22 protein-coding genes are annotated in these 22,531 nt (G+C 34.4%); 8 read left to right on the forward strand and 14 right to left on the reverse strand.

Annotated features, from left to right (window positions below; genetic code table 11):
• Positions 1-292 precede the first annotated feature (292 nt).
• The 4 genes from ACNQGJ_RS10525 to ACNQGJ_RS10540 all read left to right on the forward strand — a co-directional run bounded on the left by ACNQGJ_RS10525 (position 293) and on the right by ACNQGJ_RS10540 (position 6,897).
• Positions 293-814 (forward strand): NADPH-dependent FMN reductase, encoded by a 522-nt coding sequence (locus ACNQGJ_RS10525; RefSeq protein ID WP_417972635.1) that lies wholly within the window; start codon positions 293-295, stop codon positions 812-814.
• Between the two features lie 161 nt (positions 815-975).
• A complete protein-coding gene (locus ACNQGJ_RS10530; RefSeq protein WP_417972634.1) occupies positions 976-2,838 on the forward strand; it encodes a DNA topoisomerase IV subunit B in 1,863 nt (620 codons plus the stop codon).
• A 238-nt stretch (positions 2,839-3,076) separates the two neighbouring features.
• Positions 3,077-4,204 carry a PDDEXK nuclease domain-containing protein gene (locus ACNQGJ_RS10535; RefSeq protein ID WP_417972633.1) on the forward strand — a complete coding sequence of 376 codons (1,128 nt, stop codon included), beginning with the start codon at positions 3,077-3,079 and terminating at the stop codon, positions 4,202-4,204.
• Positions 4,204-6,897 carry a DNA gyrase/topoisomerase IV subunit A gene (locus ACNQGJ_RS10540; protein ID WP_417972632.1) on the forward strand — a complete coding sequence of 898 codons (2,694 nt, stop codon included), beginning with the start codon at positions 4,204-4,206 and terminating at the stop codon, positions 6,895-6,897. Before ACNQGJ_RS10535 ends, ACNQGJ_RS10540 begins: the two co-directional genes overlap by 1 nt.
• Positions 6,898-6,947: 50 nt before the next feature.
• On the opposite strand, the gene ACNQGJ_RS10545 is transcribed toward ACNQGJ_RS10540, so the two are convergent.
• The 9 genes from ACNQGJ_RS10545 to ACNQGJ_RS10585 all read right to left on the reverse strand — a co-directional run bounded on the left by ACNQGJ_RS10545 (position 6,948) and on the right by ACNQGJ_RS10585 (position 14,332).
• On the reverse strand, positions 6,948-7,607 hold the full coding sequence (locus ACNQGJ_RS10545; protein ID WP_417972631.1) for a 3'-5' exonuclease: 660 nt from the start codon (positions 7,605-7,607) through the stop codon (positions 6,948-6,950).
• Complete coding sequence (locus ACNQGJ_RS10550; RefSeq protein ID WP_417972630.1) at positions 7,607-9,526, reverse strand: DUF294 nucleotidyltransferase-like domain-containing protein; 1,920 nt, start codon at positions 9,524-9,526, stop codon at positions 7,607-7,609. The genes ACNQGJ_RS10545 and ACNQGJ_RS10550 overlap by 1 nt, the downstream gene beginning before the upstream one ends.
• Before the next feature lie 159 nt (positions 9,527-9,685).
• Positions 9,686-10,456 (reverse strand): TerC family protein, encoded by a 771-nt coding sequence (locus tag ACNQGJ_RS10555; RefSeq protein ID WP_417972629.1) that lies wholly within the window; start codon positions 10,454-10,456, stop codon positions 9,686-9,688.
• Positions 10,457-10,492: 36 nt separating this feature from the next.
• Positions 10,493-10,867 (reverse strand): DNA topoisomerase IV, encoded by a 375-nt coding sequence (locus ACNQGJ_RS10560; RefSeq protein WP_417972628.1) that lies wholly within the window; start codon positions 10,865-10,867, stop codon positions 10,493-10,495.
• Between the two features lie 169 nt (positions 10,868-11,036).
• Positions 11,037-11,609 carry a pentapeptide repeat-containing protein gene (locus ACNQGJ_RS10565; RefSeq protein ID WP_417972627.1) on the reverse strand — a complete coding sequence of 191 codons (573 nt, stop codon included), beginning with the start codon at positions 11,607-11,609 and terminating at the stop codon, positions 11,037-11,039.
• Positions 11,609-11,830, reverse strand: a complete 222-nt coding sequence (locus ACNQGJ_RS10570; protein ID WP_417972626.1) for a DUF6095 family protein — start codon at positions 11,828-11,830, stop codon at positions 11,609-11,611. Before ACNQGJ_RS10570 ends, ACNQGJ_RS10565 begins: the two co-directional genes overlap by 1 nt.
• 90 nt (positions 11,831-11,920) lie before the next feature.
• Entirely contained in the window at positions 11,921-12,742 is an 822-nt protein-coding gene (gene murQ, locus ACNQGJ_RS10575) for an N-acetylmuramic acid 6-phosphate etherase (protein ID WP_417972625.1), read from the reverse strand.
• A 156-nt stretch (positions 12,743-12,898) separates the two neighbouring features.
• Positions 12,899-13,567, reverse strand: a complete 669-nt coding sequence (locus ACNQGJ_RS10580; protein ID WP_417972624.1) for a ZIP family metal transporter — start codon at positions 13,565-13,567, stop codon at positions 12,899-12,901.
• Positions 13,568-14,332: a class I SAM-dependent methyltransferase gene (locus tag ACNQGJ_RS10585; RefSeq protein ID WP_417972623.1), complete on the reverse strand. Its 765-nt coding sequence runs from the start codon at positions 14,330-14,332 to the stop codon at positions 13,568-13,570.
• Positions 14,333-14,427: 95 nt separating this feature from the next.
• On the opposite strand from ACNQGJ_RS10585, the gene ACNQGJ_RS10590 reads away from it, so the two are divergent.
• Positions 14,428-15,603 (forward strand): THUMP domain-containing class I SAM-dependent RNA methyltransferase, encoded by a 1,176-nt coding sequence (locus ACNQGJ_RS10590; RefSeq protein WP_417972622.1) that lies wholly within the window; start codon positions 14,428-14,430, stop codon positions 15,601-15,603.
• 56 nt (positions 15,604-15,659) lie between these two features.
• A complete protein-coding gene (locus ACNQGJ_RS10595) occupies positions 15,660-15,896 on the forward strand; it encodes a hypothetical protein (protein ID WP_417972621.1) in 237 nt (78 codons plus the stop codon).
• Between the two features lie 72 nt (positions 15,897-15,968).
• On the opposite strand, the gene ACNQGJ_RS10600 is transcribed toward ACNQGJ_RS10595, so the two are convergent.
• From ACNQGJ_RS10600 to rlmD, 3 genes are all read right to left on the reverse strand, one after another.
• Positions 15,969-16,805 carry a DUF6048 family protein gene (locus ACNQGJ_RS10600; protein ID WP_417972620.1) on the reverse strand — a complete coding sequence of 279 codons (837 nt, stop codon included), beginning with the start codon at positions 16,803-16,805 and terminating at the stop codon, positions 15,969-15,971.
• Positions 16,777-17,313: a DUF6452 family protein gene (locus ACNQGJ_RS10605; protein ID WP_417972619.1), complete on the reverse strand. Its 537-nt coding sequence runs from the start codon at positions 17,311-17,313 to the stop codon at positions 16,777-16,779. Before ACNQGJ_RS10605 ends, ACNQGJ_RS10600 begins: the two co-directional genes overlap by 29 nt.
• A 71-nt stretch (positions 17,314-17,384) precedes the next feature.
• Positions 17,385-18,800 (reverse strand): 23S rRNA (uracil(1939)-C(5))-methyltransferase RlmD, encoded by a 1,416-nt coding sequence (gene rlmD, locus ACNQGJ_RS10610; RefSeq protein WP_417972618.1) that lies wholly within the window; start codon positions 18,798-18,800, stop codon positions 17,385-17,387.
• Positions 18,801-19,311: 511 nt separating this feature from the next.
• Between rlmD and ACNQGJ_RS10615 the strand changes: the two genes are divergently transcribed.
• On the forward strand, positions 19,312-20,364 hold the full coding sequence (locus ACNQGJ_RS10615; protein WP_417972617.1) for a sensor histidine kinase: 1,053 nt from the start codon (positions 19,312-19,314) through the stop codon (positions 20,362-20,364).
• Between the two features lie 104 nt (positions 20,365-20,468).
• On the opposite strand, the gene ACNQGJ_RS10620 is transcribed toward ACNQGJ_RS10615, so the two are convergent.
• Both ACNQGJ_RS10620 and ACNQGJ_RS10625 read right to left on the reverse strand, forming a co-directional pair.
• Entirely contained in the window at positions 20,469-20,924 is a 456-nt protein-coding gene (locus tag ACNQGJ_RS10620) for a DUF3738 domain-containing protein (RefSeq protein WP_417972616.1), read from the reverse strand.
• A 68-nt stretch (positions 20,925-20,992) separates the two neighbouring features.
• Positions 20,993-21,757 carry a CPBP family intramembrane glutamic endopeptidase gene (locus ACNQGJ_RS10625; RefSeq protein WP_417972615.1) on the reverse strand — a complete coding sequence of 255 codons (765 nt, stop codon included), beginning with the start codon at positions 21,755-21,757 and terminating at the stop codon, positions 20,993-20,995.
• 354 nt (positions 21,758-22,111) lie between these two features.
• Between ACNQGJ_RS10625 and ACNQGJ_RS10630 the strand changes: the two genes are divergently transcribed.
• The gene (locus ACNQGJ_RS10630; RefSeq protein ID WP_417972614.1) at positions 22,112-22,522 is read left to right on the forward strand and encodes an OsmC family protein; all 411 of its coding nucleotides are present in this window, start codon (positions 22,112-22,114) and stop codon (positions 22,520-22,522) included.
• Positions 22,523-22,531: the final 9 nt, after the last annotated feature.

Raw genomic sequence — 22,531 nt, forward strand, 5'->3', positions numbered from 1 at the left:
TCCACTTCAAACGAAGTTCACTGAACTCCAATTAAAATAAAAGTTTAGTGAAGTAATATTTTTCCATTAAACTCTTTTTTGATAAGACAAAAAAGGAGCTTCCTCCGGTCGCTCTTTATTGTCAATAAAAAATAGATTTCATAGAAAAATGCTTTCCGTTTCACTCTCGGGTAAAATCGATTTAGAGAAAAATGAAGTTTCGTTTTTCGTATCGTTTTTGAAATCAGTGTTTCAGTGGTTAATTATTTTGTTGCTATTTTATTTATACTACTTTTAATAAAAATTAATCATCATGAAAATTATAGCCTTTGGCGCCAGCCCCAGTAAAAACTCCATTAATAAAAAATTGGCAACGTATGCAGCAACTCTATTTAAAAATGCCGAAGTGGAGGTTTTGGATTTAAATGATTTTCAAATGCCGTTATTTACTGTTGATATAGAAAAAGAAATTGGTCAGCACGAGTTAGCAAAAGCCTTTTTGAATAAAATTGGCACCGCTGCTATTTTAGTAGTTTCAATGGCGGAAAATAATGGAAATTATTCAGCAGCTTTCAAGAATGTTTTTGATTGGTGCAGCAGGATAAACGCTAAAGTTTTTCAGGAAAAACCCATGTTGTTGATGGCAACTTCCACAGGGGCAAGAGGTGGTGCAAACGTTTTGGAAATCTCCAAAAAAGCATTTCCATTTTACGGAGGAAATATAAAAGTAACATTCTCACTGCCTAGTTTCGATGCTAATTTTGATATCGAAAAGAGCAAAATTTCCAATATCGAGTTAGATAATCAATTGAAAGAAATTATTAAGAATTTTTAATTTTAAAAGCTGTATTAATAATAATTTGAAATCTGAGATCTAAAATCGTTAGTCTTAAATCAGAAATCGGTTGTCAATATCATTCTTGATAACTTTGAGGGCTTCCTATTTTAAATTTTGTCGAATTACACTACATTAGCAGCAAATCCACAAATCTTACAATGTCCGAACAAAATCAATATACCGAAGATAACATTCGGTCGCTCGACTGGAAAGAACATATTCGCATGCGTCCCGGAATGTATATTGGGAAACTGGGCGACGGATCTTCCCCAGATGATGGTATTTATATTCTTCTAAAAGAGGTACTCGATAACTGCATTGATGAATTTGTCATGGGTGCCGGCAAAACAATCGAGGTGACAATCAAGGATAAAACCGTTACTGTTCGAGATTACGGACGTGGAATTCCACTGGGAAAAGTGATTGATGTAGTTTCTAAAATGAATACCGGAGGAAAATACGATTCCTTGGCATTTAAGAAATCCGTTGGTCTAAACGGAGTAGGGACAAAAGCCGTGAATGCATTGTCTAATTATTTTCGCGTAGAATCCGTTCGGGACGAAAAACAAAAAGCAGCTGAATTTTCTGCAGGAAATCTTGTTCTGGAGGAAGATATTATTGAAACGACGAAGAGAAAAGGAACCAAAGTTGTTTTTATTCCGGATGAAGCGATTTTTAAAAATTATAAATTCCGTTATGAATATGTAATAAAAATGCTCAAAAACTATTGTTATTTGAACAATGGTTTGACTATTTTATTCAATGGAGAAAAATATTTTTCAGAGAATGGTCTGAAAGATTTATTGGACGAAACCATTCACGCTGAGGATTTGGAATATCCAATCATTCATTTGAAAGGTGAGGATATAGAAATTGCCTTAACGCACAGCAAAACGCAGTACAGCGAAGAATACCATTCGTTTGTAAACGGACAAAATACCACGCAAGGCGGAACGCATTTAGCGGCTTATCGGGAAGCGATAGTAAAAACTATTCGAGAATTTTACAATAAAAGTTTTGAAGCATCGGATGTTCGAAAATCGATTGTTACGGCGATAAGCATCAAAGTAATGGAACCCGTTTTTGAATCGCAGACTAAAACCAAATTAGGTTCAACAGATATGGGTTCTGAGCCAGGAATGCCCTCGGTGCGTACTTTTGTAAATGATTTTGTAAAAACGAAATTAGATAATTTTTTACATAAGAATCCTCCAACTGCAGATGCCTTATTACGAAAAATTCTTCAAGCGGAAAGGGAGCGTAAAGAATTGTCCGGTATTAGAAAATTGGCAACAGATCGTGCCAAAAAAGCGAATTTGCACAATAAGAAACTACGAGATTGCCGCGCCCATCTTCCAGACACTAAAAATCCTAAATGTTTAGAGAGTACCCTTTTTATTACAGAAGGAGATTCGGCTTCAGGATCCATTACTAAATCACGGGATGTAAATACGCAGGCCGTTTTTAGTTTACGTGGTAAGCCCCTGAATTCGTATGGAATGAGCAAGAAAATCGTTTATGAAAATGAAGAATTCAATTTATTGCAAGCGGCGCTGGATATTGAGGACGGTTTAGAAAAATTACGATACAACAACATCGTAATTGCAACCGATGCGGATGTCGATGGAATGCACATTCGATTATTATTGATTACCTTTTTTCTTCAGTTTTTTCCTGAATTGATAAAAGAAGGACATTTATACATTTTGCAAACACCCCTTTTCAGGGTTCGAAACAAGAAAGAAACAATATACTGCTACTCTGATGAAGAACGTAAAGCAGCAATAGAAAAACTAAAGCCAAAACCGGAAATAACCCGATTTAAAGGATTGGGGGAAATTTCTCCGGATGAGTTCAAAAATTTCATTGGAGAAACCATTCGTTTAGATCCGATTATGATGGATAAAAATACTTCTATTGAACAATTATTGTCTTTCTATATGGGAAAAAATACACCAGACCGACAGGAGTTTATTATCAAGAATTTGAAAGTGGAATTAGATGTAATTGAGAAAGTTTAAATCGTTATAAAATGCCTACAAAAAACACACTGATTTTTATCGCTGTATTATTCGTGATTAGTTTTTCCGCTACCTTTTTTATCATAAGGAGTAATGATCATAAAGAGTGCGGTACACTTATAAAAAATGAGACAGATAAAGATGGAAATAAAAAGGAACACGTTTGTAAAGAAGAATATTCTTTTTAGAAATTTTTGAACAAAAATAGAATTGATTAGTATTCAATAGAATATATTTAATGAAAGACGAAGAAAATACAGTTTCAAATAATCTTCAAAATAAAATTTTATTTTCTCAAGTAGTCGCGCTATTGCAAAATGCCCGTCAACAGGTTTTACGCACCGTAAATTCAACAATGGTGTATACCTATTTTGAAATAGGAAGAATGATTGTTGAAGAAGAGCAAAACGGAAAAAATAGAGCTGAATATGGAAAGCAATTATTAAAAGGGCTTTCTGAACAGTTGACTAATGAATTTGGGAAAGGGTTTTCTGTAGAAAATCTTGATCGAATGAGGAAATTTTATAAAACATATTCAATTTCGTCACCAGTGATGACGAAATTTAATCTTGAGAAATCCGATACATTGTTGCGGATTTCTAAAAATTCAATTTCACAGTCACTGACTGGGGTTTCTGAAAATCAAAAAGAGCAGTCGCTGATTTCGTTTTTTAAATTGACTTGGACACATTATGTTTTCTTAATGCGAATTGACGATGAAAAAGAAAGACGTTTTTACGAAATAGAATCCGAAAAATACAATTGGAGTGTTCGGGAATTAAAACGACAATATAATTCAGCTCTTTATACACGATTGGCTTTAAGTCGAGACAAAGAAGGAGTTTTGAAACTTTCGGAGCAAGGTCAGATTATAGAGAAACCAAAAGACCTTATCAAAGATCCTTATATTTTAGAATTTTTGGGTTTACCAGAATTGCATCAGTATTCGGAATCGGAATTAGAGGAAGAAATTATCAATAAACTAGAACATTTTTTATTAGAATTAGGTCACGGATTTACTTTTGTCGCAAGACAAAACCGAATTACTTTTGACGATAAACATTTTCGAATCGATTTGGTTTTTTACAACAGAATTCTTAGATGTTTTGTGCTGATTGACTTGAAAATAGGCGAATTAAAACACCAAGATTTAGGACAAATGCAAATGTATGTCAATTATTACGACAGAGAAATGCGTTTGGAAGACGAAAATAAAACAATAGGAATTGTTCTTTGCCAAAACAAAAGTGATTTGGTTGTAGAATATACTTTACCAGAAAATAATGAGCAAATTTTTGCTAGCAAATACAAAACAATTCTGCCAAGCAGGGAAGATTTATTACAATTAATTTCGGAATCAAGATAATGAAAGACGAAGAAGACGATAACATAGTACCGGAAGGTCAAGAAGAAGAAAAGACAGTTGGAGAAGATGCTTTTGAAGATATAATTTCTACAGGAGGCCAGCATTTTTACGATAATCAAGATGACGGCAACGATACCATTACCAAAGTTACGGGAATGTACAAGGACTGGTTTTTGGATTATGCTTCCTATGTAATTCTGGAGCGTGCTGTTCCGGCGATTGAAGATGGTTTTAAACCGGTTCAACGTCGTATCATGCATTCTTTAAAGGAATTAGATGACGGCCGTTATAATAAAGTTGCCAATGTTGTTGGACACACCATGCAGTATCATCCGCACGGAGATCAGAGTATTGGTGATGCGATGGTGCAAATTGGACAAAAAGAGTTATTGATAGACTGTCAGGGAAACTGGGGAAATATCCTAACAGGTGACGGCGCAGCAGCTTCCCGTTACATTGAAGCTCGTTTGTCTAAATTTGCTTTGGAGGTTATTTATAGTCCAAAAATTACCGATTGGGGCGTTTCTTATGATGGCCGACGAGCAGAACCCAACAATCTTCCAGTGAAGTTTCCGTTGCTTTTGGCACAAGGAGCCGAAGGGATTGCGGTAGGTCTTTCCACGAAAGTTTTGCCTCATAATTTTAATGAATTAATCGATTCGTCGATAAAAATATTAAAAGGAAAACCTTTTACACTGTATCCGGATTTCATGACACAAGGTATTGCTGATGTGTCTAATTATAATGATGGATTGCGTGGCGGACGTATTCGTGTACGTGCCAAAATTGGTCAGCTCGACAAGAATACCTTGGCGATCACCCAAATTCCGTTTTCTACCAATACGACGACTTTGATCGACAGTATTCTGAAGGCGAATGATAAAGGGAAAATCAAAATCAAGAAAATTGAGGACAATACCGCTGCTGAGGTAGAGATATTAATTCACCTTTTTCCGGGTGTTTCTCCAGACAAAACGATTGATGCATTGTTTGCTTTTACGGCTTGTGAAACTTCGGTAGCGCCATTGGGTTGTGTGATTGAAGACAATAAACCGTTGTTTATTGGGGTTTCTGCGATGCTGAAAATTTCAACGAACAGAACGGTTCAATTGTTAAAAAACGAACTGGAAATTCAGTTGAGCGAATTAGAGGAGCAATGGCATTTTCTTTCGTTGGAACGTATTTTTATCGAAAATAAAATCTATCGTGACATCGAAGAACAAACGACGAGAGAAGGCGTACTCAAAGCGGTAGATGATGGTTTGAAACCACATACGAAACATTTAAAACGTGCTGTTACCGAAGAGGATATTCTGCGTTTATTGGATATTCGAATCATGCGTATTTCCAAGTTTGACAGTAACAAAGCACAAGATAAAATTGAATCTTTGGAAGGAGATATTGAACAAGTAAAACACAATTTAGAAAATCTGATTGATTTTGCGATTGCCTATTTCACTAGATTAAAAGAGAAGTATGGAAAAGGGCGGGAACGTCAAACGGAGCTTCGTATTTTTGATGATATTGAAGCGACCAAAGTAGTTCTACGAAACACTAAATTATACGTTAATAAAGAAGAAGGATTTGTTGGCACTAGTTTGAAAAAAGACGAATACGTTACGGATTGTTCTGATATTGATGATGTAATTGTTTTTCTGCGTGACGGAAAAATGATGATTACCAAAGTAGATGCTAAAACCTTTGTGGGTAAAGATATTATTCATATTGCTATTTTTGACAAAAGCGACAAGCGTACCATTTATAACATGATTTACCGTGATGGAAAATCAGGGCCTTCCTATATAAAAAGATTCAATGTTTCCGGAGTTACCCGTGACAAAGCGTATGATTTAACTAATGAAACTGCAGGTTCTCAAGTAGTGTATTTTTCGTGTAATCCAAATGGAGAAGCGGAAGTTATTACGATATTATTGCGACAGGTAGGAAGTGTCAAAAAACTGAAGTTCGATATTGATTTTGCCAGTTTAGCGATAAAAGGACGTGCTTCCAAAGGAAATTTGGTAACCAAATATCCAATCAAAAAAATTGAACTGAAAGAGAAAGGAATTTCTACTTTATTGCCCAGAAAAGTTTGGTTTGACGACACTGTACAACGATTAAACGTTGATGCAAGAGGTGAATTATTAGGAGAGTTCAGACCAAATGATAAAATTTTAGTCATATCTCAATCCGGGAAAATAAAAGTAATTACACCGGAACTATCGACTCATTTTGATGAAGATATGGTAGTTTTGGAAAAATGGGTTCCAAAGAAACCAATTTCGGCGATTTATTATGATGGCGAAAAAGAGCGGTATTACATCAAACGTTTCTTGGTGGAAACAGAGAATAAAGAGGAAAGTTTTATCACGGAACATTCTAATTCACAATTAGAGATTGTATCAACGGATTATCGTCCAGTGGCTGAATTAATTTTCACAAAAGTAAAAGGAGTTCAGAAAGAGACCATAACAGTAGATATCGAAGCATTTATTACGGTGAAAGGATTTAAAGCATTAGGAAATCAATTGACCACTGATAAGCTGAAACAAGTAAATCTACTGGAACCGCTTCCGCATGAAATTCCTGTTGAGGTTATTCCTGAAGATTTAGAAGTAAGAGGAGAAACGGATGCTGATGATGCGGACATTCAATTGGAAGATGATGGACAAATTACGTTGTCCTTAGAATAAATTGAAGCTCCTGAAAAGGGGCTTTTTTTATCATTTTGCTAAGCTTTACGCTATTTAAATAATTGTTTTAAGGTAATTTCTTTTTTCTCTCTCAATTTGTTTACAATTTTTAAAAATGCAATTGCAGTAATATACGCGTCACCCATTGCTGTATGCCTGTCTTTTTTGCAAATATCAAATTTATCGGCAAGCTCATCTAAACTATAATTTTCTTTGCGGTCCAATAAATTACTCAATAGCAATGTTTTTTTATACAACACAGCCGTGTCTAAAGTCTTATTCTTCAATTCTGGCAATCCGTTTCTTTCAAGTGCCTTATTAATCATTGTAATGTCAAATAGGGCATGATGTGCAATGATAATAGAATCTCCTAAAAATTCTAGAAACCGTTGTAAGGCTTCTAATTCAGAAGGGCGGTCTATGACAAATTCTTTCAGAATTCCATGAATTTTTGCAGTTGTTTTATCGTAATGTTCTTGCTGAATAAAAACTTCAAAACTGTCAAGAACAGGAATTATATTGTTTTGCAGCACGATAGCCCCAATGCAAAGTATCCTGTCAGTTGTATAATCAAATCCGGTGGTTTCGGTGTCTAACACAACAAAACGCACAGTTTCAAGATCGTCTGATCGTCGCTCATCAGATGATTTTTCGGGTTTCCCTAAAAAACTAAATAAAATAGCTTTACTCTTTTCTAGAAAGTTTGTCATCATAATATGTTTGAAGGATTAAACCGGATGGTGATGATTTCCTGAAGTTCCTTGATAGTTTTGAAAGTGCGCTTTAGCTTAATTTTTTCTAATTTAGATAACGCTTCAAGAGCAATAAACTGTCCGGAATCATTATGTAAAAGACCTTGTTTGGTCCTGAACTTCAATAATGCTTTATAGGAATAGGAACAGGCTAAATACAATTCACTGTTGCTGGGTTCTAATTCTGCCAATTTTTCAAAACGTTCGGGAGTATTGCTAATCGATTTTACAGAATGGGATAAGATTAAAACCCTTGCGGCATCGGTTAGTGGCATTAATGCGCGTCTTTTTATATCAAAAAAATCTTTGTTGGCACCATCTTGTTCTACTAAAAATTGTCTGAAAAATCCTGTTGGAGAGGGGCTTTGTAATGCGCCACTTACCAAGTGAATATAGAAAACAGGATTGGCTTTTATGTTTTCAAAAATAAATTCAGAAACGTTGTTTACTAATTCATTGTCTCCATAGGACAGGCTGTAATCAAAAAATATAAAGGACAACAATACTTCATTCTTTCCTGGGTTGGTAATCCAATGATACACCTGACTTTTCCATTCGCCAAGACTTAAACACCATTTTGGGTTAGAAGCCATCATTTCTGCTGGGCAGTAATCATAGCCAATATCAAAAAGTCCTTTGTTGACAAGTGTAGCTAATTGTAAAAAATAATTCTTAGTACTTTCGTTTAATTCTTCTGGAACATCAGCATACACTAACGCATTGTCTTGATCCGTTTGCAGTAATTGTTCGCTTCTTCCCTGACTTCCTAATGCGAGCCAACCAAATTTTACCGGTGGAGGCGTTTTCATTTTGTTCAAAGCAATTTCAATGACTTGCTTGATACAGGCATCATTTAATTCTGTAATTATTTTAGAGGTCAGTGTCATTGGAATATTTTGGTCTAAATATCCTTGCAACAATTGCATAATACTGGCGCGTATCGGTTTTATCTGTTTGGTTTTTTTAGCTCTTTTTACCGCTTTTATCAATACTGCTGGATTATTACCAAGTTCTACCATGATATCATGTTTGGAGAGAACTCCAACAGCTTTGGAATTTGGCGTGCCATCTTTCGTAAGACATAAATGACTAATATTGCTTTTCATCATAGCCATTTGGGCTTGAGTAACTGTCATTTTTTTTGGATAAGTAATAACAGGAGTTGTCATTATTGTAGCCGCGGTTGTTGTGATTGGGAATTCTCCGGTCACAATTTTATTCCTCAAATCCTTATCCGTAATGATACCAATGGGGAGCGAATCTTCGACAACAAGAATAGCACCCACATTTTTTTTGGTCATAGTCTCCGCAATAGTTTTTACAGTAGTATTTGAATAACAGGTAATTAATTTTTTCGAATATTTTACAGGCTGTAAGTCCAATAGTTTTCTACCTGTTTCTGGGGCTTCTACTCCTATCGTTTCGCCATATAATTTTCCGCTGTGACTTTTGGAATAAGGATTGTGCGTATTAGAAGCGAAACTTTCGATTAAAAAATTTCCCACCGCTCTGTTTTCTAACGCATACGGTTTGAAAATAACGATTGGAATGGCGTAAAGAATACTTTCTTCATGGGCTCTGGCTCCCATTTTATAATTTTCATTGGCTATAAGTGGCCTCAATCCAAAAATATCACCTTCGTCACACATATCCAAAATATCATTTTCCAGACTTGTTCTAAGTGCCACTGCTCCTTTGTGTACTACATAAAAACAGGAGTGTGTTTCTTCTTCTTCGGCAAAAATGATACTGTCTTTTTCTTTATAAATAATGGAAATTTGTTCAGAGATAACTTCGATATCTTTTTGATGTAAAAAAGAAAAAGGAGGGAAGTTTTTTAAAAAGTCAGCAACTCTATGGGAGATGGTATTTTTCATGGTGCTTATTTGTGTCTAAGGTAATTGATAAAAAATAAAGTAAAAAGAAAAAAGACCAAATTAGGGTCTTTTTGACGTTTCCCCAGTTCAGGAAGAATATATTTTTAGAATAAAAAAAAAGCTCCCGAAAAGGAGCTTCTTTATCAAAAAAAAGTTTGATTATTTATTTTTCTTCATTTTCATGTTTAGTACTTCAACTAGTAATGAGAATGATATCGCAAAATATAAATACCCTTTTGGTACGGGAGAAACGTGACTTCCAAAGATTAAAGCATTCGATAAATGAGCACTTTCAGTAAGCAGCATCATTCCAATTAGAATCAAAAAAGATAAACCTAAAATCTGAATTGAAGGATGCTTGTTGACAAAATTTCCAACAGGAACAGCAAATTGCATCATAATTAATACTGAAATCACCACGGCAGTAATCATAATATACAACGCACCTTCAACTCCGTTGGTCATACCTACCGCGGTAAGAATACTATCAAAAGAGAAAACTAAATCAATCATTATAATTTGTAAGAGTACATTTTGAAATGATTTTGTTGCTGCTTTTCCTACCGCTTTTTCTTCATGACCTTTCTCATCTACTTTTTCACGAATTTCATTGGTACTTTTATAAATTAAGAATAATCCTCCGGCAAGTAAAATAAGACTTTGGCCAGTAATTCCGGCTGAAAACCAACTAAAATCTATTGTAAACCAAGGTTCTTTCATTTGAATCAATAAATTAATACCAAACAAAAGCGCAATTCTCATGAACATGGCAAGAAACATTCCTATTTTTGTTGCTCTTTTACGTTGTTCAACTGGTAATTTTCCTGTGGCAATTGATATGAAAATAATGTTGTCAATTCCTAATACAATTTCCAAAAAAGTCAATGTTAAAAGGGCAATCCAAGCATCCGGATTCAAAAATACTTCCATGTTTAGTTATTTTGTAATTAATTTGATTTTATATTCTTATTCGGAAATTTTAGTAACGGTTCCTCGTTGTTTTTCATCAACACCAATCATTCCAAATTCAAAGGTATAAGAATTTTTTGTGGTTGTCAAAATTTTCATGCCAATAGCCTTTTCTTCAGCCATATTTTTTGGATGCAATTTAAGTAGAACATATTCACAATCATTTACCCATCGTATCGAAGCGGTATCAGTCTTCCCATCAAAAGTTTCTATTTCTATACTGTCATTACGCTCAAAAAGAGTTATTTTTTTTACGCCGTTGACTTCATATTCAAACTTGAATTTTCCAGTTTTAAAATCCTTGCAATTGCGCTCCGCATCGTAGCATGACATTAGTAACAATAGTGGGAGGAGGAATATTATTTTTTTCATTTTTAAATTATTTTTTTTTTAGGACCCAATCCAGCTGTATGTTGCAATTCCACAAGGCTAAAATCTTTTTTTCTATTGACAAAAAAGGAGCTTCTTTTAGTCGCTCTTTTTGGTCAAGAAAAAATAGCTTTTAGCCTAGTGGGATTTTCACTTCCATCTGGGGTAATCATTATTGTATTTTAATATCATATTTATCCAAAAGTCCAATTATTCCCTGAGTGGAAAACTTGGCTTTTTTCATGGGATTGTATTCGGGATCAATTTTAAAATTAGATGCTTTTGAAAAATCGGCACCAGCTAACTGGGTGTCATTAAAAATGGCACCGTCTAAATTGCTGTTGTCAAAAACTGAATTCGTAAGATTGGCTCCAATAAAAGTTACTTCTTTCAAGGAACAGGAATTGAATTTAGTCTTTGGCATTTTCTTATTGGCAAAAGATGAATAATCTAGAACGCATTCCTGAAAATTGACGTTAAACAAGAAATCATCGCATTCGTGAAATTGGATTCCTAGCAGTTTACAGTTTTTGAATTGTACTCCTTTCAAGCTTGTTCCTGATAATTTGGTCATAGCCAGATTGCAATCAACAAATTCACAATCCATAAAGGTACTGTAGGAGAAATCACTATTTGATAGATCACAGTTTTTAAAAACGCAATCCTCAAATTCTCGGTGGTTTACTTTTTTATCAGTGTAAACAATTTTTTCAAATGTTTTATGAACGTGAATTAAGTTTTCCATTAGTCGTTAAATAAGCTTTTCATAATTGTTTTTAAGCCCTTATACATCAAATACATGGCAGCAATACATGCAAGTATTCCTATTGCCAGAACTAAATAATGCCACGCATTTTGCTTGTTTATAAAGGCATTATAAATCAATGCTGGCCCCAAAAATAGCAATGGTAAAGCACCAGCTAAATATTTGATTCCTTTTGATAATAGTTCTTTATTGGTTGCCATTTTGAGTTATGAATTATCAGTTATAAATTATGAATGCAAGCGTAATGTGATTACTTCGTTCCTCGTCATGACACTGCGACTGTAAACTGTTTACTGGGACTGTCTAATATAACAATCAACGGCTTTTCTCACGCTGCCATGTTTTTCCAATAATTCGGCTGCTTGTTCATACGAAACAGGAATTTCCCCCATAATCATTTTTATACCTCGGTCAACTAATTTGCTATTACTCAATTGCATATCGACCATTTTGTTTCCTTTTACTTTTCCCAATTGAATCATGGTAGCGGTTGTTATCATATTGAGTACCAATTTTTGCGCTGTTCCTGCTTTCATACGGGAACTTCCGGTTACAAATTCAGGTCCTACCACTACTTCAATAGGGAATTTTGCCGTTTGCGAAAGCGGGCTTCCTGCGTTGCAAGAAATACTTCCTGTGGTAATATTATTTTTGTTACAGGCTTGCAATCCTCCAATGACATAAGGCGTTGTTCCCGAAGCAGCAATTCCAACAACAACATCATTTTGGTTTACATCGAAAGCTTTCAAGTCAATCCAAGCTTGTGTTGCGTTGTCTTCGGCATTTTCTACTGCGCTACGAATTGCGCTGTCACCACCGGCAATAATCCCGATTACTAAATTGAAAGGAACGCCAAAAGTGGGTGGACATTCTGAAGCGTCAAGAATTCCTAAACGACCCGACGTCCCTGCGCCAATGTAAAATAATCGTCCGCCGAGTTTCATTTTAGCAACTATTTCAGTCACTAAATTTTCTATCTGAGGCAATGCTTTTTCTACAGCAAGTGGAACTGTTTTGTCTTCTTGATTGATATTAGATAACAATTCTGTCACCGACATTTTTTCTAAATGTTCGTATTTTGAAGATTGTTCGGTGGTTTTTGTAAATTCCATATTCATGTTTTTTTTGAAGGGACAACTCGCGAGTTGTCCGTGCATTTATTTTTTTTGCGCGTGAGGGATAGTAGCGAAAATCCTTTTTATCATGTAGCGTTAGCGAAATGAAAAAAGATTATAGCAAATAGCCCGACCCTTGCGGTCACGCCCAAATTATATAAAATACGCCAACGCAATTCCTATCACAATCATCGAAACTTTGGCGATATTGAACTTGTGTCCTTCGCTGCTTTCGAAAATAATGGTGGAGGAAATATGAAATAATATTCCTATTACTATGGCCGTTATTTCAGTGTAATATTCGTTTAAAATTGGCAGATAATCAGATAAGATCGTCCCTAGCGGTGTCATCACAGCAAAGGTAATCATAAAGAAAAAAATGGCTTTTTTATTCAAACTCGCATTGATAAAAAAGGTAGTCAGAATAATGGCAATAGGCAAATGATGTATCGCAATTCCTATGGCTAAATCATGATGGTGGCTTACAGGAAATCCTTCCAGAAAGGCATGTATGCATAGACTTATGAATAATAACCACGGGATTTGGTTCATGGTTTCATGTCCGTGAACGTGACCGTGTTCCGCTCCTTTTGAGAAAAATTCCAATATGATCTGGAACAATATTCCCAGCATGATAAACAATCCAATGTTTTGATTTGAGCTTTCGTAAATATCAGGTAATAAATGCATTACAGTTAATGAAAGTAAAAAAGAACCACTGAAAGCTAATAGCAATTTTAAGTTGTTTTTGTTCTTTGGTCGAATAATCAACGCGACAATATATCCTATGATTACGGAAAGTAATGGTAAAAGATAATTCATTTATTTAAAAATCATGATTAGGCGTTCACTATCTGTTTTGTGGAATTTTTTTAATTTGTAATCGCCAAAAATGTCCAACAAATAAATTCCGGCTTCTTCCATTAATTCCTCAAAATCTTTTAGCGTTAGGGCTTTTACTTTTTCTATAAAATGAAATTTTTGATCTTTGTCTTCAAAGTCAATTTCTTTGTAAATATGACCGTCTTTTACATAACGTTTGATCTGAAAATCGATTCCGTCAACAGTTTTTGTCTCTTCAGGTACCAGATTTTCAATTACTTGGGTAACATTCATAAAGTCAATTACGGCAAAACCATAGTCCGAAAGGCTATCTTTGATGGCTTTTAACGTAGTCAGATTATCTTCGTCATTTTCGAAATAACCAAAGCTGGTGAATAAATTGAAAATGGCATCGTATTTTTCTTCAAGAGGCTCACGCATATCGTGTACTTTGAAATGGAGGGTTTCATTGCTGTTTTTATTGGCTTCGGCGATACTGTTTTCAGATAAATCAGCACCAAGAACATCAAATCCCAGTTGGTTCAAATAAATAGAATGACGGCCTTTGCCACACGCTAAGTCTAATACTTTTGCCTTTTCAGGGAGATTAAGATAGTGGGTCAGATTATCCATGAAAAGCTGAGCTTCCCTATAGTTTCTGTCTTTATAAAGAATGTGGTAATACGGGGTGTCAAACCATGAGGTATACCAGTTTTTCGTTGATTTTAGTTGATTTTCAGTTGGTGGATTTTGTGCTGCAGACATTTATTCTTTTTCAATTAATTCGATTGATGCAAATTTAGTGTATTTTTGCCGAATATAACGATAACAATTCCCCCTTTAGGGGGTGATGGGGGCAAATGGAAAATAATTATAAAATGATTGCCAAGACCTTTTTTGGTTTTGAAGAAATATTAGCAAAAGAATTGCAAAACCTTGGCGCACAAAACGTGGAGCAAGGTATTAGAATGGTGAGTTTTAAAGGAGATAAAGGATTTATGTACAAAGCAAATTTGTCTTTACGTACTGCTTTGAAAATCCTGAAACCTATTTATTTTTTCAAGGCTAATAATGAACAGGCTTTATACAAAGGCATTTCAAGTATGAATTGGTCTAAATTGCTGAATGCCAATCAGACTTTCGTAATTGATACAACGGTGCATTCAGAATTTTTTAATCACTCAGAATTTGTTTCTCAAAAATGTAAAGATGCGATTGTTGACCAGTTCAGAGAAAGAACAGGTCAACGTCCTAGTATTGATAAAGTACATCCTGATTTAAGAATCAATATCCATATCGATAAAGACCAAGTTTCAGTAGCGCTAGATACTTCGGGGAATGCATTGAACCAACGTGGCTATAGAACAGCAACGAATATTGCTCCTATAAACGAGGTTTTGGCAGCAGGAATTCTATTGCTTTCCGGTTGGGACGGTCAAACTGATTTCTTGGATCCAATGTGTGGTTCGGGAACATTCCTAGCCGAAGCAGCAATGATTGCCTGTAATATTCCTGCAAACATCAATCGCAAAGAATTTGCTTTCGAAAAATGGAACGACTGGGACAACGATTTGTTCGATAGTATTTCAGACAGTTTGTTGAAACGTGTTCGGGAATTTCATTACACTATAAAAGGCTTTGATAAAGCACCAAGTGCGGTTCAGAAAGCCAAAGACAACATCAAAAACGCGAATCTTGACGAGTATATTTCTATTGAAGAAAAAAACTTTTTTGATACTGAAAAAACGGCAGAGGGGAAATTGCATATCGTATTCAACCCGCCGTATGATGAGCGTCTGGATATCCATATGGAAGAATTCTACAAAAACATTGGTGATACCTTGAAGAAAAATTATCCAGGAACTAATGCGTGGATGATTACAGCCAACTTGGAAGCATTGAAATATGTCGGCCTTAAGCCTTCCAGAAAAATTAAGCTTTTTAATGCTGGTTTAGAAGCACGGTTGGTAAAATACGAAATGTACGAAGGCAGCAAGAGAACGAAGTTTCAGGTGACAACGGATACTGCTGAATAAGTAGTATTTTATTTTTGCATTCGGCCCTTTTACTTTAAACTTTAAGAAATAAAAAAATGACCAAATTACAAATACGAGCGTTCCTATACCAACTGGGATGTTTTGCAATATTATTTATTTCCGCTCGATACGCAGTGGCGCATTATACTAATTTAATCGGATTCTGGATTCCGTTAACCGCCTTCGTAATAGGAACGCTTTTATCCCCAAAATTTCATGCGATAAAAACTAAAGATGGAGAGAAATTATTCATGAAATGGATTTTCATGAAAGGAATTAAGGAAATAGGATAACTTAGAAATTTTAAGGTGTTTTGTTTTTAAACTATGGACCGCTAATTTACTGATTTTTACCAAAAATAAAAATTAGCGAATTGGCGGTTGTTTTTCCTCTATTTTTTTCGGAGCAATTTTCTTCTTATAAATAGGAACAAAATAAGTAACAGTATAGTTAAATCCTACCCCGAAATCACCGTCATACGTCCTATTAAATCCAGGAATATATAAGTTGGAGAAATTCTCCGGTTCTTTATTGGTTACCAGTCGGTTCAGTCGAAGGCTGAAACCAACAAATACATTATTGAATACTTTTGCTTTCACGGAAGCCACCACTTCAATCCAACTGGCAGTTAAACCATCAAATTTTTTACCGGAAGGAATTATAGGAACTTCGCCAAAATAAGGATTAGCATTGTAAATGCGATAACTGTTTAATTGCTGATTAAAAGTACTGAAACCATAACGCATGCCTATGGAAATAACGTTCTCCATATCCAGCCAGTTTTCGTAAGCATTATAATCAAAACCAGCTTTTAGATACGAACCCTTAGTGGTAAAATTAAGGCGGTCATCATCGGTGGTTTTATTTTCATTGCCAATTTCGGCAGCCAAAAAATATTTTTTCGTCAATCGATAATCTCCCACAAACTCAATACCTTTGTAATCTTTGTCATATAAAGCACGTGTGAGTTTATATAAATCTAGTCCAACGCGAATTCCGTATCGGTCTGTTTTTACAGGAATCGAATCGCTCTTTATAATTTCAGGACTAATGTTAACTAACGATAATGGCGTTTCCGGAATTATCGGGTCCGTCTTGGTATTTTTTGGATCACTTTTGACAGGGGTAGTTTCCTGAGCTAGTCCCAAAGTCATCGATAATAGGAGACAAAAACTAAAAAAAGATCTTAATGTGTGTTTCATTTTCGTTTTCTAAGTTACTTTTTTCAACCGATATGTGTGCTATCCATTTTTTATCTGCAACTGCAGGATCGGTATGCGTATATGGATTTAGCGGGTCTAACGTAAAGAGAGTTTTGTAGCCGCACGCTCGCGATACAAATAATTCTTGGGTTATATAATCAAATTTTATATTGTCAACGTTCACCAAAGCTGGGTTTGTATTACCAGAATTTAAAGTAAAACTATAACTGGTGCTTGTTCCTACAGTTTTTAGCGGAATCGAAATCGTGTTTCCGTTTGTCAGGTATTTATCATCTCCAGTAGCAGTATTAAATACAATTCCATCTGTCATTCCTTCGCCAACTACTTTTAAATCATTCACGTTTTGCAAAACCGAAGGATTTAAAATACTGTAAAAGCTAATTACTAAACGAGGTGTTGTAGGTGTATTTGCATCACAAATGTCGTCTTTCTCACAACTGGAGAAAAATAGTGCTAATGCGAATACCAATAAAATTATTTTTTTCATAAAAGTAAAATTTCAATAACAAAAATCAATTTCAATAACAACAACTGCTAACTGCGACTGAACAATGAATACTAATTTCGTCTTTCCAAAAGCACAACATTCTCCACGTGATGCGTCTGCGGAAACATATCGACAGGACGTACCCGAGTCACTTTGTATTTCTCGTCCATCAAAGCCAAATCGCGCGCTTGTGTAGCAGAATTACAACTTACATAAACCACTTTTTCAGGAGCAATTTTCATAATTTGTTCAATTACATCTTTGTGCATCCCGTCTCTTGGTGGATCGGTGATAATTACGTCAGGATGTCCGTGTTGCGCGATGAAACTATCGTTGAAAACGACTTTCATATCGCCTACAAAGAACTCGCAATTGGTAATTTCATTGCGTTCAGCATTTAATTTAGCATCTTTAATTGCTTCAGGAACACTTTCTACTCCAATTACTTTTTTTGCTTTTTTAGAAACAAATTGTGCAATTGTTCCCGTTCCTGTATATAAATCATAAACAATTTCATTTCCAGTAAGACCAGCGAAATCACGGGTTATTTTATACAATTCATACGCTTGATCGGAATTAGTTTGGTAAAAAGATTTGGCATTAATGCTAAATTTTAAGCCTTCCATTTCTTCCAAAATGTAATCTCTTCCTTTGTATAATTTAATATCGGTATCGTATAAAGTATCGTTGGCTTTATTATTTACCACGTATTGTAGTGAAGTAATTTGCGGGAATTTCTCGTAAAGGTGATCCAAAAGTAATTCTCTGTTGGCTTTATCATTTTCAAAAAACTGAATCAAAACCATGATTTCACCAGTCGAAGCCGTACGCAACATCAATGTTCTAAGCAGACCTTCGTGTGCTCTTGGATTAAAGAAAGTCAAACCATGTGCATTGGCAAAATCTCTCACTTCGTTTCTAATCGCATTCGATGGATCTTCCTGCAAATGACATTTATTGATATCCAGGATTTTATCCCACATTTTCGGAATATGAAACCCAAGTGCATTTCTGTTTCCTAAATCTTCGGTGCTGTCAATTTCCTTTTCGGTCAACCAACGGCTGTTCGAAAACGAAAATTCCATTTTGTTTCTGTAAAAAAACTGTTTTTCCGAACCAAGAATCGGTTCAAATTCTGGGAGTTCTATTTTCCCTATACGTTGCAAATGGTTTTTCACTTCATTTTGTTTGTAATACAACTGTTGGCTGTATTTCATATTTTGCCATTTACAACCTCCACATACGCCAAAATGCTCACAAATAGGTTCAACACGATGCTCTGAATATTCATGAAAATGAACTGCTTTCCCTTCGTAATAAGCCTTGCGCTTCTTGAAAGTCTGCACATCAACCACATCTCCCGGTACTACATTGGGGATGAAAACTACTTTTCCGTCAGGAGCCTTTGCTACCGATACGCCTTTTGCACCAGCATCAAGGACTTTTATTTGATGAAAGACAACTTTGTCTGTATTTTTCTTTGCCATAGCGCAAAAATAAGCGTTTGAATGGTTTTATAAATTCAAATTGTGAAATATTTTCACTCTCTGCTGTATTTTATGTGAATTATTTCCCGATAAACGCTACAAACTCTCAATTCCTGTAGCAGCAACACTACGCGCATAACGAATTGTTTTGACTGCCCGCGCTTTTATTAAGAGGCTAGTGGTTAGAAATCGCTCTTTGCTGGCAAGTCTTTTAAAATGTCGCGACTGCGAGTTTTTTGTTTTAATCTGCGTAAGCAGTATTGATGAAACTTGATTTTGTCACACTTGGCGATTTGAAATAAATGTACTTTTATTTTATTTTTTTAAAAATTATAAATTATAATTATTGGTGCTTTTTTAATACAAAAACGCTTTTTACTCATAAATAACGGTAGTAAAGTACTTAATTTAACATTTTATTTAGAAATGTATAGATAACAGTAAGAAATTAATCGCTTATTTTGTTGTTTGTAATTTCCTGCTGATAAAAAAAAGCGAAAATAAAATTTCTATGCAATTATATAAAAAATTATCTCACATAGGTTTTCTTAAAAATAGTTACGCGTTCAAATTTTTGTTTGTTGCATTTTTAGGAATTCATATTCCATTGATTGGGCTTTTATTTTTTGTACTCTACGGTAGCAAAGCCATTTCTGCGGATTCCATCTTAATTTTCGCACTGGTAATGACCTTAGTTGCCACTGGCGCTACGTTATTCTTTTTAAAGCTACTAATTAAGCCAATTGAAGTGGCTTCAAAGGCCTTGGATAATTATCGAATCGAAAGAATTGTTCCGTCATTGCCAACTAATTTCTCTGATGAAGCTGGTTTGTTAATGCGTAATATTCAGGAATCAATTGCGGAAAATGAAAAGTTCATTACTGAGAAACAAGATTTAGTGTATTTACTTTCCCATGATTTACGAAACTTTGTAGGGAATTCTAAATCGGTAGCATTGCTTATTTTAGAAGAGGAGCCTTCAGAATCTATAACAGAGTTAGCTGAATTAATCCTGCTATCGGCAGAACAACAATACAATTATATTGAAAACTTCATCAAGCTGCTAAAAGAGCAAGATCAACTTATAGAAAAAAAATCTAAAAATGAAATTGTGCAGTTTTCTTCCATTTTTTCGGTTGTATCAAAGCAATTGGATCAGTTGTTAAGTCATAAAAACATTACGCTGGATTTGTCAATTGAAGTGGAAGAAGCACTCATGAAAATTGATAAAATTTTGTTGATTCGAGTTTTAGTAAACTTGATTGATAACGCGATAAAATTCTCGTTTCCAAATAGTGAAATCAAAGTTCGTGTTTATGTTCAGGATAGTAAACTCATCTTTAAAATAGCTGACAAAGGTTTGGGATTTGATCAAAAGCAAAGCGATGAACTGTTTGGCAAATTTACTAAAATGAGTAAACTAGGAACATCAAATGAGCCTTCAACAGGAATTGGGTTGTATTTGTGTAAAAAAATAATAGAAAGACACGAAGGACAAATTTTTGCAGAAAGCGATGGAATTAATAAAGGAGCTACTTTCTCTGTGGTTTTTATCCAAAAATAAGAAACGGACATCCAATAAAATAAGTATAAAATAAAATTCATGATATTGAATTTCAGTATCATGAATTTTTGTATTTTTAGAAAACAAATAAACGTTATTTTAATTTATTTTTGCTTTGGAAACACTATTCTTATATGTTCCATATTCTTCTTTTGTTTGACTAAGTAAAGTCCGTATTTGTATTTTAATTGACTATTTAAGCTTTCAAAATCCTTGGTTTTAAGCGTGAAATTGTAATTGTCTTTGATATCCGTTTTATCAAAAATTATTGTGTTACTTTCTTTAGTCAAAGCATTAACAAGCGTTTTAATCTTAGAATTTTTTATAATAATTTCTTCTGAGTTTATAGTAACCATGTTTCCATAAGAGTTATTCTCCGTTTTGTATTTCCCCAAAATTTTCGGATTCATAATTTTTAAATGCCAGACCTCAGTTTGTATTGTATTTTTTTTAATTGTAAAGTCATAGCTTTTCGCTAATTGATTCAAGGCAATACTTTTTGTTTGGGAGCTGTCTTTCGACTTGTTTTTAAAGTTTAAATTTAACTGTTTGTCAAACATTTTTTCATCATTCGTTTGTAGTAATATTTCATTTGTATTTAGTAAATAAGATAGGGTTGTTTTCAGGCTCACGTTTTATAGGCAATACTATCAGGATAATTATGTTGCGTACTTGGGCTGTCTATATCGTTAGTTTCCTCTATCTTGATGGAATATAAACTGGTTTCAACGTTTTTTTCGGAATGGTTTAACATGGAAAATAATCCAAATCCTATAAAAACGGCATTGTGAAGCGCGTGCATTAGAAATCCTAAAACAAATCCATAACGAACTCTAAGGAAACCAATAAAAAAACCTAATATTATTTGTGGTGCCACTAATATTGGAGATAACAGTAAAATAGTATAAGAGAATTCAAAATTAGTGATGTGAATCAACCCGAAAAGCACACCAGAAAAATAAAAGATGAACTTGTATCTTTTTTTCCAAAGAGAAATCATGAAAGTTTCCGCTTTTTGTTCATTCTGAACGCCTGTAAACGAAACTAATGAAATGACAAAATGCAGTGCATAGTTATTTTTATAACGTATATACAGCCTAAATATTAATTCTTCGAAAAAAGGTATAATTACAACCGTTAAGATTAGGAATAATGGAACCGGAACCGACTTGATCAAATCCAAAATTTTGTGGTTACCTGAATCCACAAGTCCCAATGTTTCTAAACCACTTATTAGAAGAATCAAAATCACCATGATTGGAATCTCAATTACCAATAAAGAAATTAGTTTTTTAAATTTGTCAGCTACTGTAAGTTTTGGGCCCGATTCGTCTTTTGGGTTTCTTAAAAAAGACATTAAATCAGTATAGGTTTCTTTTATGGTGTCCTGCATTATTGTTGCTATTATTTAATTTTTATTTTTAAGTTTTTGTAAAAAGGAGATTTATTTTAATAGTGCAATCTATTTGCATTATTTTAAATTGATTTCTTTTTTAGGTATGAAGTATTTTTTTATTTGCGCAAACATAATCAAATAAATACGAAAAATAGCACATAAAGATTTCATTATAAACTAGGATTATATTTATTTGATGCAAGAATTTTTAACGACGATTAAAGTATAAAGTGAAGAGGCGAGTTTTAGTTTTTAGAATACACGAACTTTAAATTTTCGTTAAAAAATTCCATTTCTGAAAGTGGTTTTTCACAAATGAGCTAAATTTGAGAAAACATAAAATTTATAATTATGAAAAGAAATGCAACCGCAGTCTGGAACGGTTCCCTCAAAGAAGGAACTGGGAAACTTACCACACAAAGTACCACACTAAATGAGACACAATATTCCTTCAAATCTCGTTTTGAAGAAGGAGTAGGGACTAATCCCGAAGAATTGATCGCAGCGGCGCACTCAGGATGTTTTACTATGCAACTGTCTGCTTATATCACCGAAGCTGGTTTTGATATTGAAAGCATCGAAACTAAATGTGATATCGATTTGGTGGATGGAACAATTACAACGTCACATTTAACCGTAAATGCAAAAATTAATGCAATTACAGATGATGTTTTCCAACAATTAGTTACTAAAGCGGAAAAAAATTGCCCTATTTCTAAAGTATTAAATGCAGCAATTTCATCTACAGCTAGTTTAGCATAAAAACAATAC

The organism is Flavobacterium cryophilum (genome assembly GCF_048286555.1).
GTDB lineage: Bacteria > Bacteroidota > Bacteroidia > Flavobacteriales > Flavobacteriaceae > Flavobacterium.

Excerpts from the sequence above, each read along its gene's own strand:
- ACNQGJ_RS10525 (WP_417972635.1), top strand. The coding sequence starts at position 293 with ATGAAAATTATAGCCTTTGGCGCCAGCCCCAGTAAAAACTCCATTAAT.
- ACNQGJ_RS10530 (WP_417972634.1), top strand. The coding sequence starts at position 976 with ATGTCCGAACAAAATCAATATACCGAAGATAACATTCGGTCGCTCGAC.
- ACNQGJ_RS10535 (WP_417972633.1), top strand. The coding sequence starts at position 3,077 with ATGAAAGACGAAGAAAATACAGTTTCAAATAATCTTCAAAATAAAATT.
- ACNQGJ_RS10540 (WP_417972632.1), top strand. The coding sequence starts at position 4,204 with ATGAAAGACGAAGAAGACGATAACATAGTACCGGAAGGTCAAGAAGAA.
- ACNQGJ_RS10545 (WP_417972631.1), bottom strand. The coding sequence starts at position 7,607 with ATGACAAACTTTCTAGAAAAGAGTAAAGCTATTTTATTTAGTTTTTTA.
- ACNQGJ_RS10550 (WP_417972630.1), bottom strand. The coding sequence starts at position 9,526 with ATGAAAAATACCATCTCCCATAGAGTTGCTGACTTTTTAAAAAACTTC.
- ACNQGJ_RS10555 (WP_417972629.1), bottom strand. The coding sequence starts at position 10,456 with ATGGAAGTATTTTTGAATCCGGATGCTTGGATTGCCCTTTTAACATTG.
- ACNQGJ_RS10560 (WP_417972628.1), bottom strand. The coding sequence starts at position 10,867 with ATGAAAAAAATAATATTCCTCCTCCCACTATTGTTACTAATGTCATGC.
- ACNQGJ_RS10565 (WP_417972627.1), bottom strand. The coding sequence starts at position 11,609 with ATGGAAAACTTAATTCACGTTCATAAAACATTTGAAAAAATTGTTTAC.
- ACNQGJ_RS10570 (WP_417972626.1), bottom strand. The coding sequence starts at position 11,830 with ATGGCAACCAATAAAGAACTATTATCAAAAGGAATCAAATATTTAGCT.
- murQ (WP_417972625.1), bottom strand. The coding sequence starts at position 12,742 with ATGGAATTTACAAAAACCACCGAACAATCTTCAAAATACGAACATTTA.
- ACNQGJ_RS10580 (WP_417972624.1), bottom strand. The coding sequence starts at position 13,567 with ATGAATTATCTTTTACCATTACTTTCCGTAATCATAGGATATATTGTC.
- ACNQGJ_RS10585 (WP_417972623.1), bottom strand. The coding sequence starts at position 14,332 with ATGTCTGCAGCACAAAATCCACCAACTGAAAATCAACTAAAATCAACG.
- ACNQGJ_RS10590 (WP_417972622.1), top strand. The coding sequence starts at position 14,428 with ATGGAAAATAATTATAAAATGATTGCCAAGACCTTTTTTGGTTTTGAA.
- ACNQGJ_RS10595 (WP_417972621.1), top strand. The coding sequence starts at position 15,660 with ATGACCAAATTACAAATACGAGCGTTCCTATACCAACTGGGATGTTTT.
- ACNQGJ_RS10600 (WP_417972620.1), bottom strand. The coding sequence starts at position 16,805 with ATGAAACACACATTAAGATCTTTTTTTAGTTTTTGTCTCCTATTATCG.
- ACNQGJ_RS10605 (WP_417972619.1), bottom strand. The coding sequence starts at position 17,313 with ATGAAAAAAATAATTTTATTGGTATTCGCATTAGCACTATTTTTCTCC.
- rlmD (WP_417972618.1), bottom strand. The coding sequence starts at position 18,800 with ATGGCAAAGAAAAATACAGACAAAGTTGTCTTTCATCAAATAAAAGTC.
- ACNQGJ_RS10615 (WP_417972617.1), top strand. The coding sequence starts at position 19,312 with ATGCAATTATATAAAAAATTATCTCACATAGGTTTTCTTAAAAATAGT.
- ACNQGJ_RS10620 (WP_417972616.1), bottom strand. The coding sequence starts at position 20,924 with ATGTTTGACAAACAGTTAAATTTAAACTTTAAAAACAAGTCGAAAGAC.
- ACNQGJ_RS10625 (WP_417972615.1), bottom strand. The coding sequence starts at position 21,757 with ATGCAGGACACCATAAAAGAAACCTATACTGATTTAATGTCTTTTTTA.
- ACNQGJ_RS10630 (WP_417972614.1), top strand. The coding sequence starts at position 22,112 with ATGAAAAGAAATGCAACCGCAGTCTGGAACGGTTCCCTCAAAGAAGGA.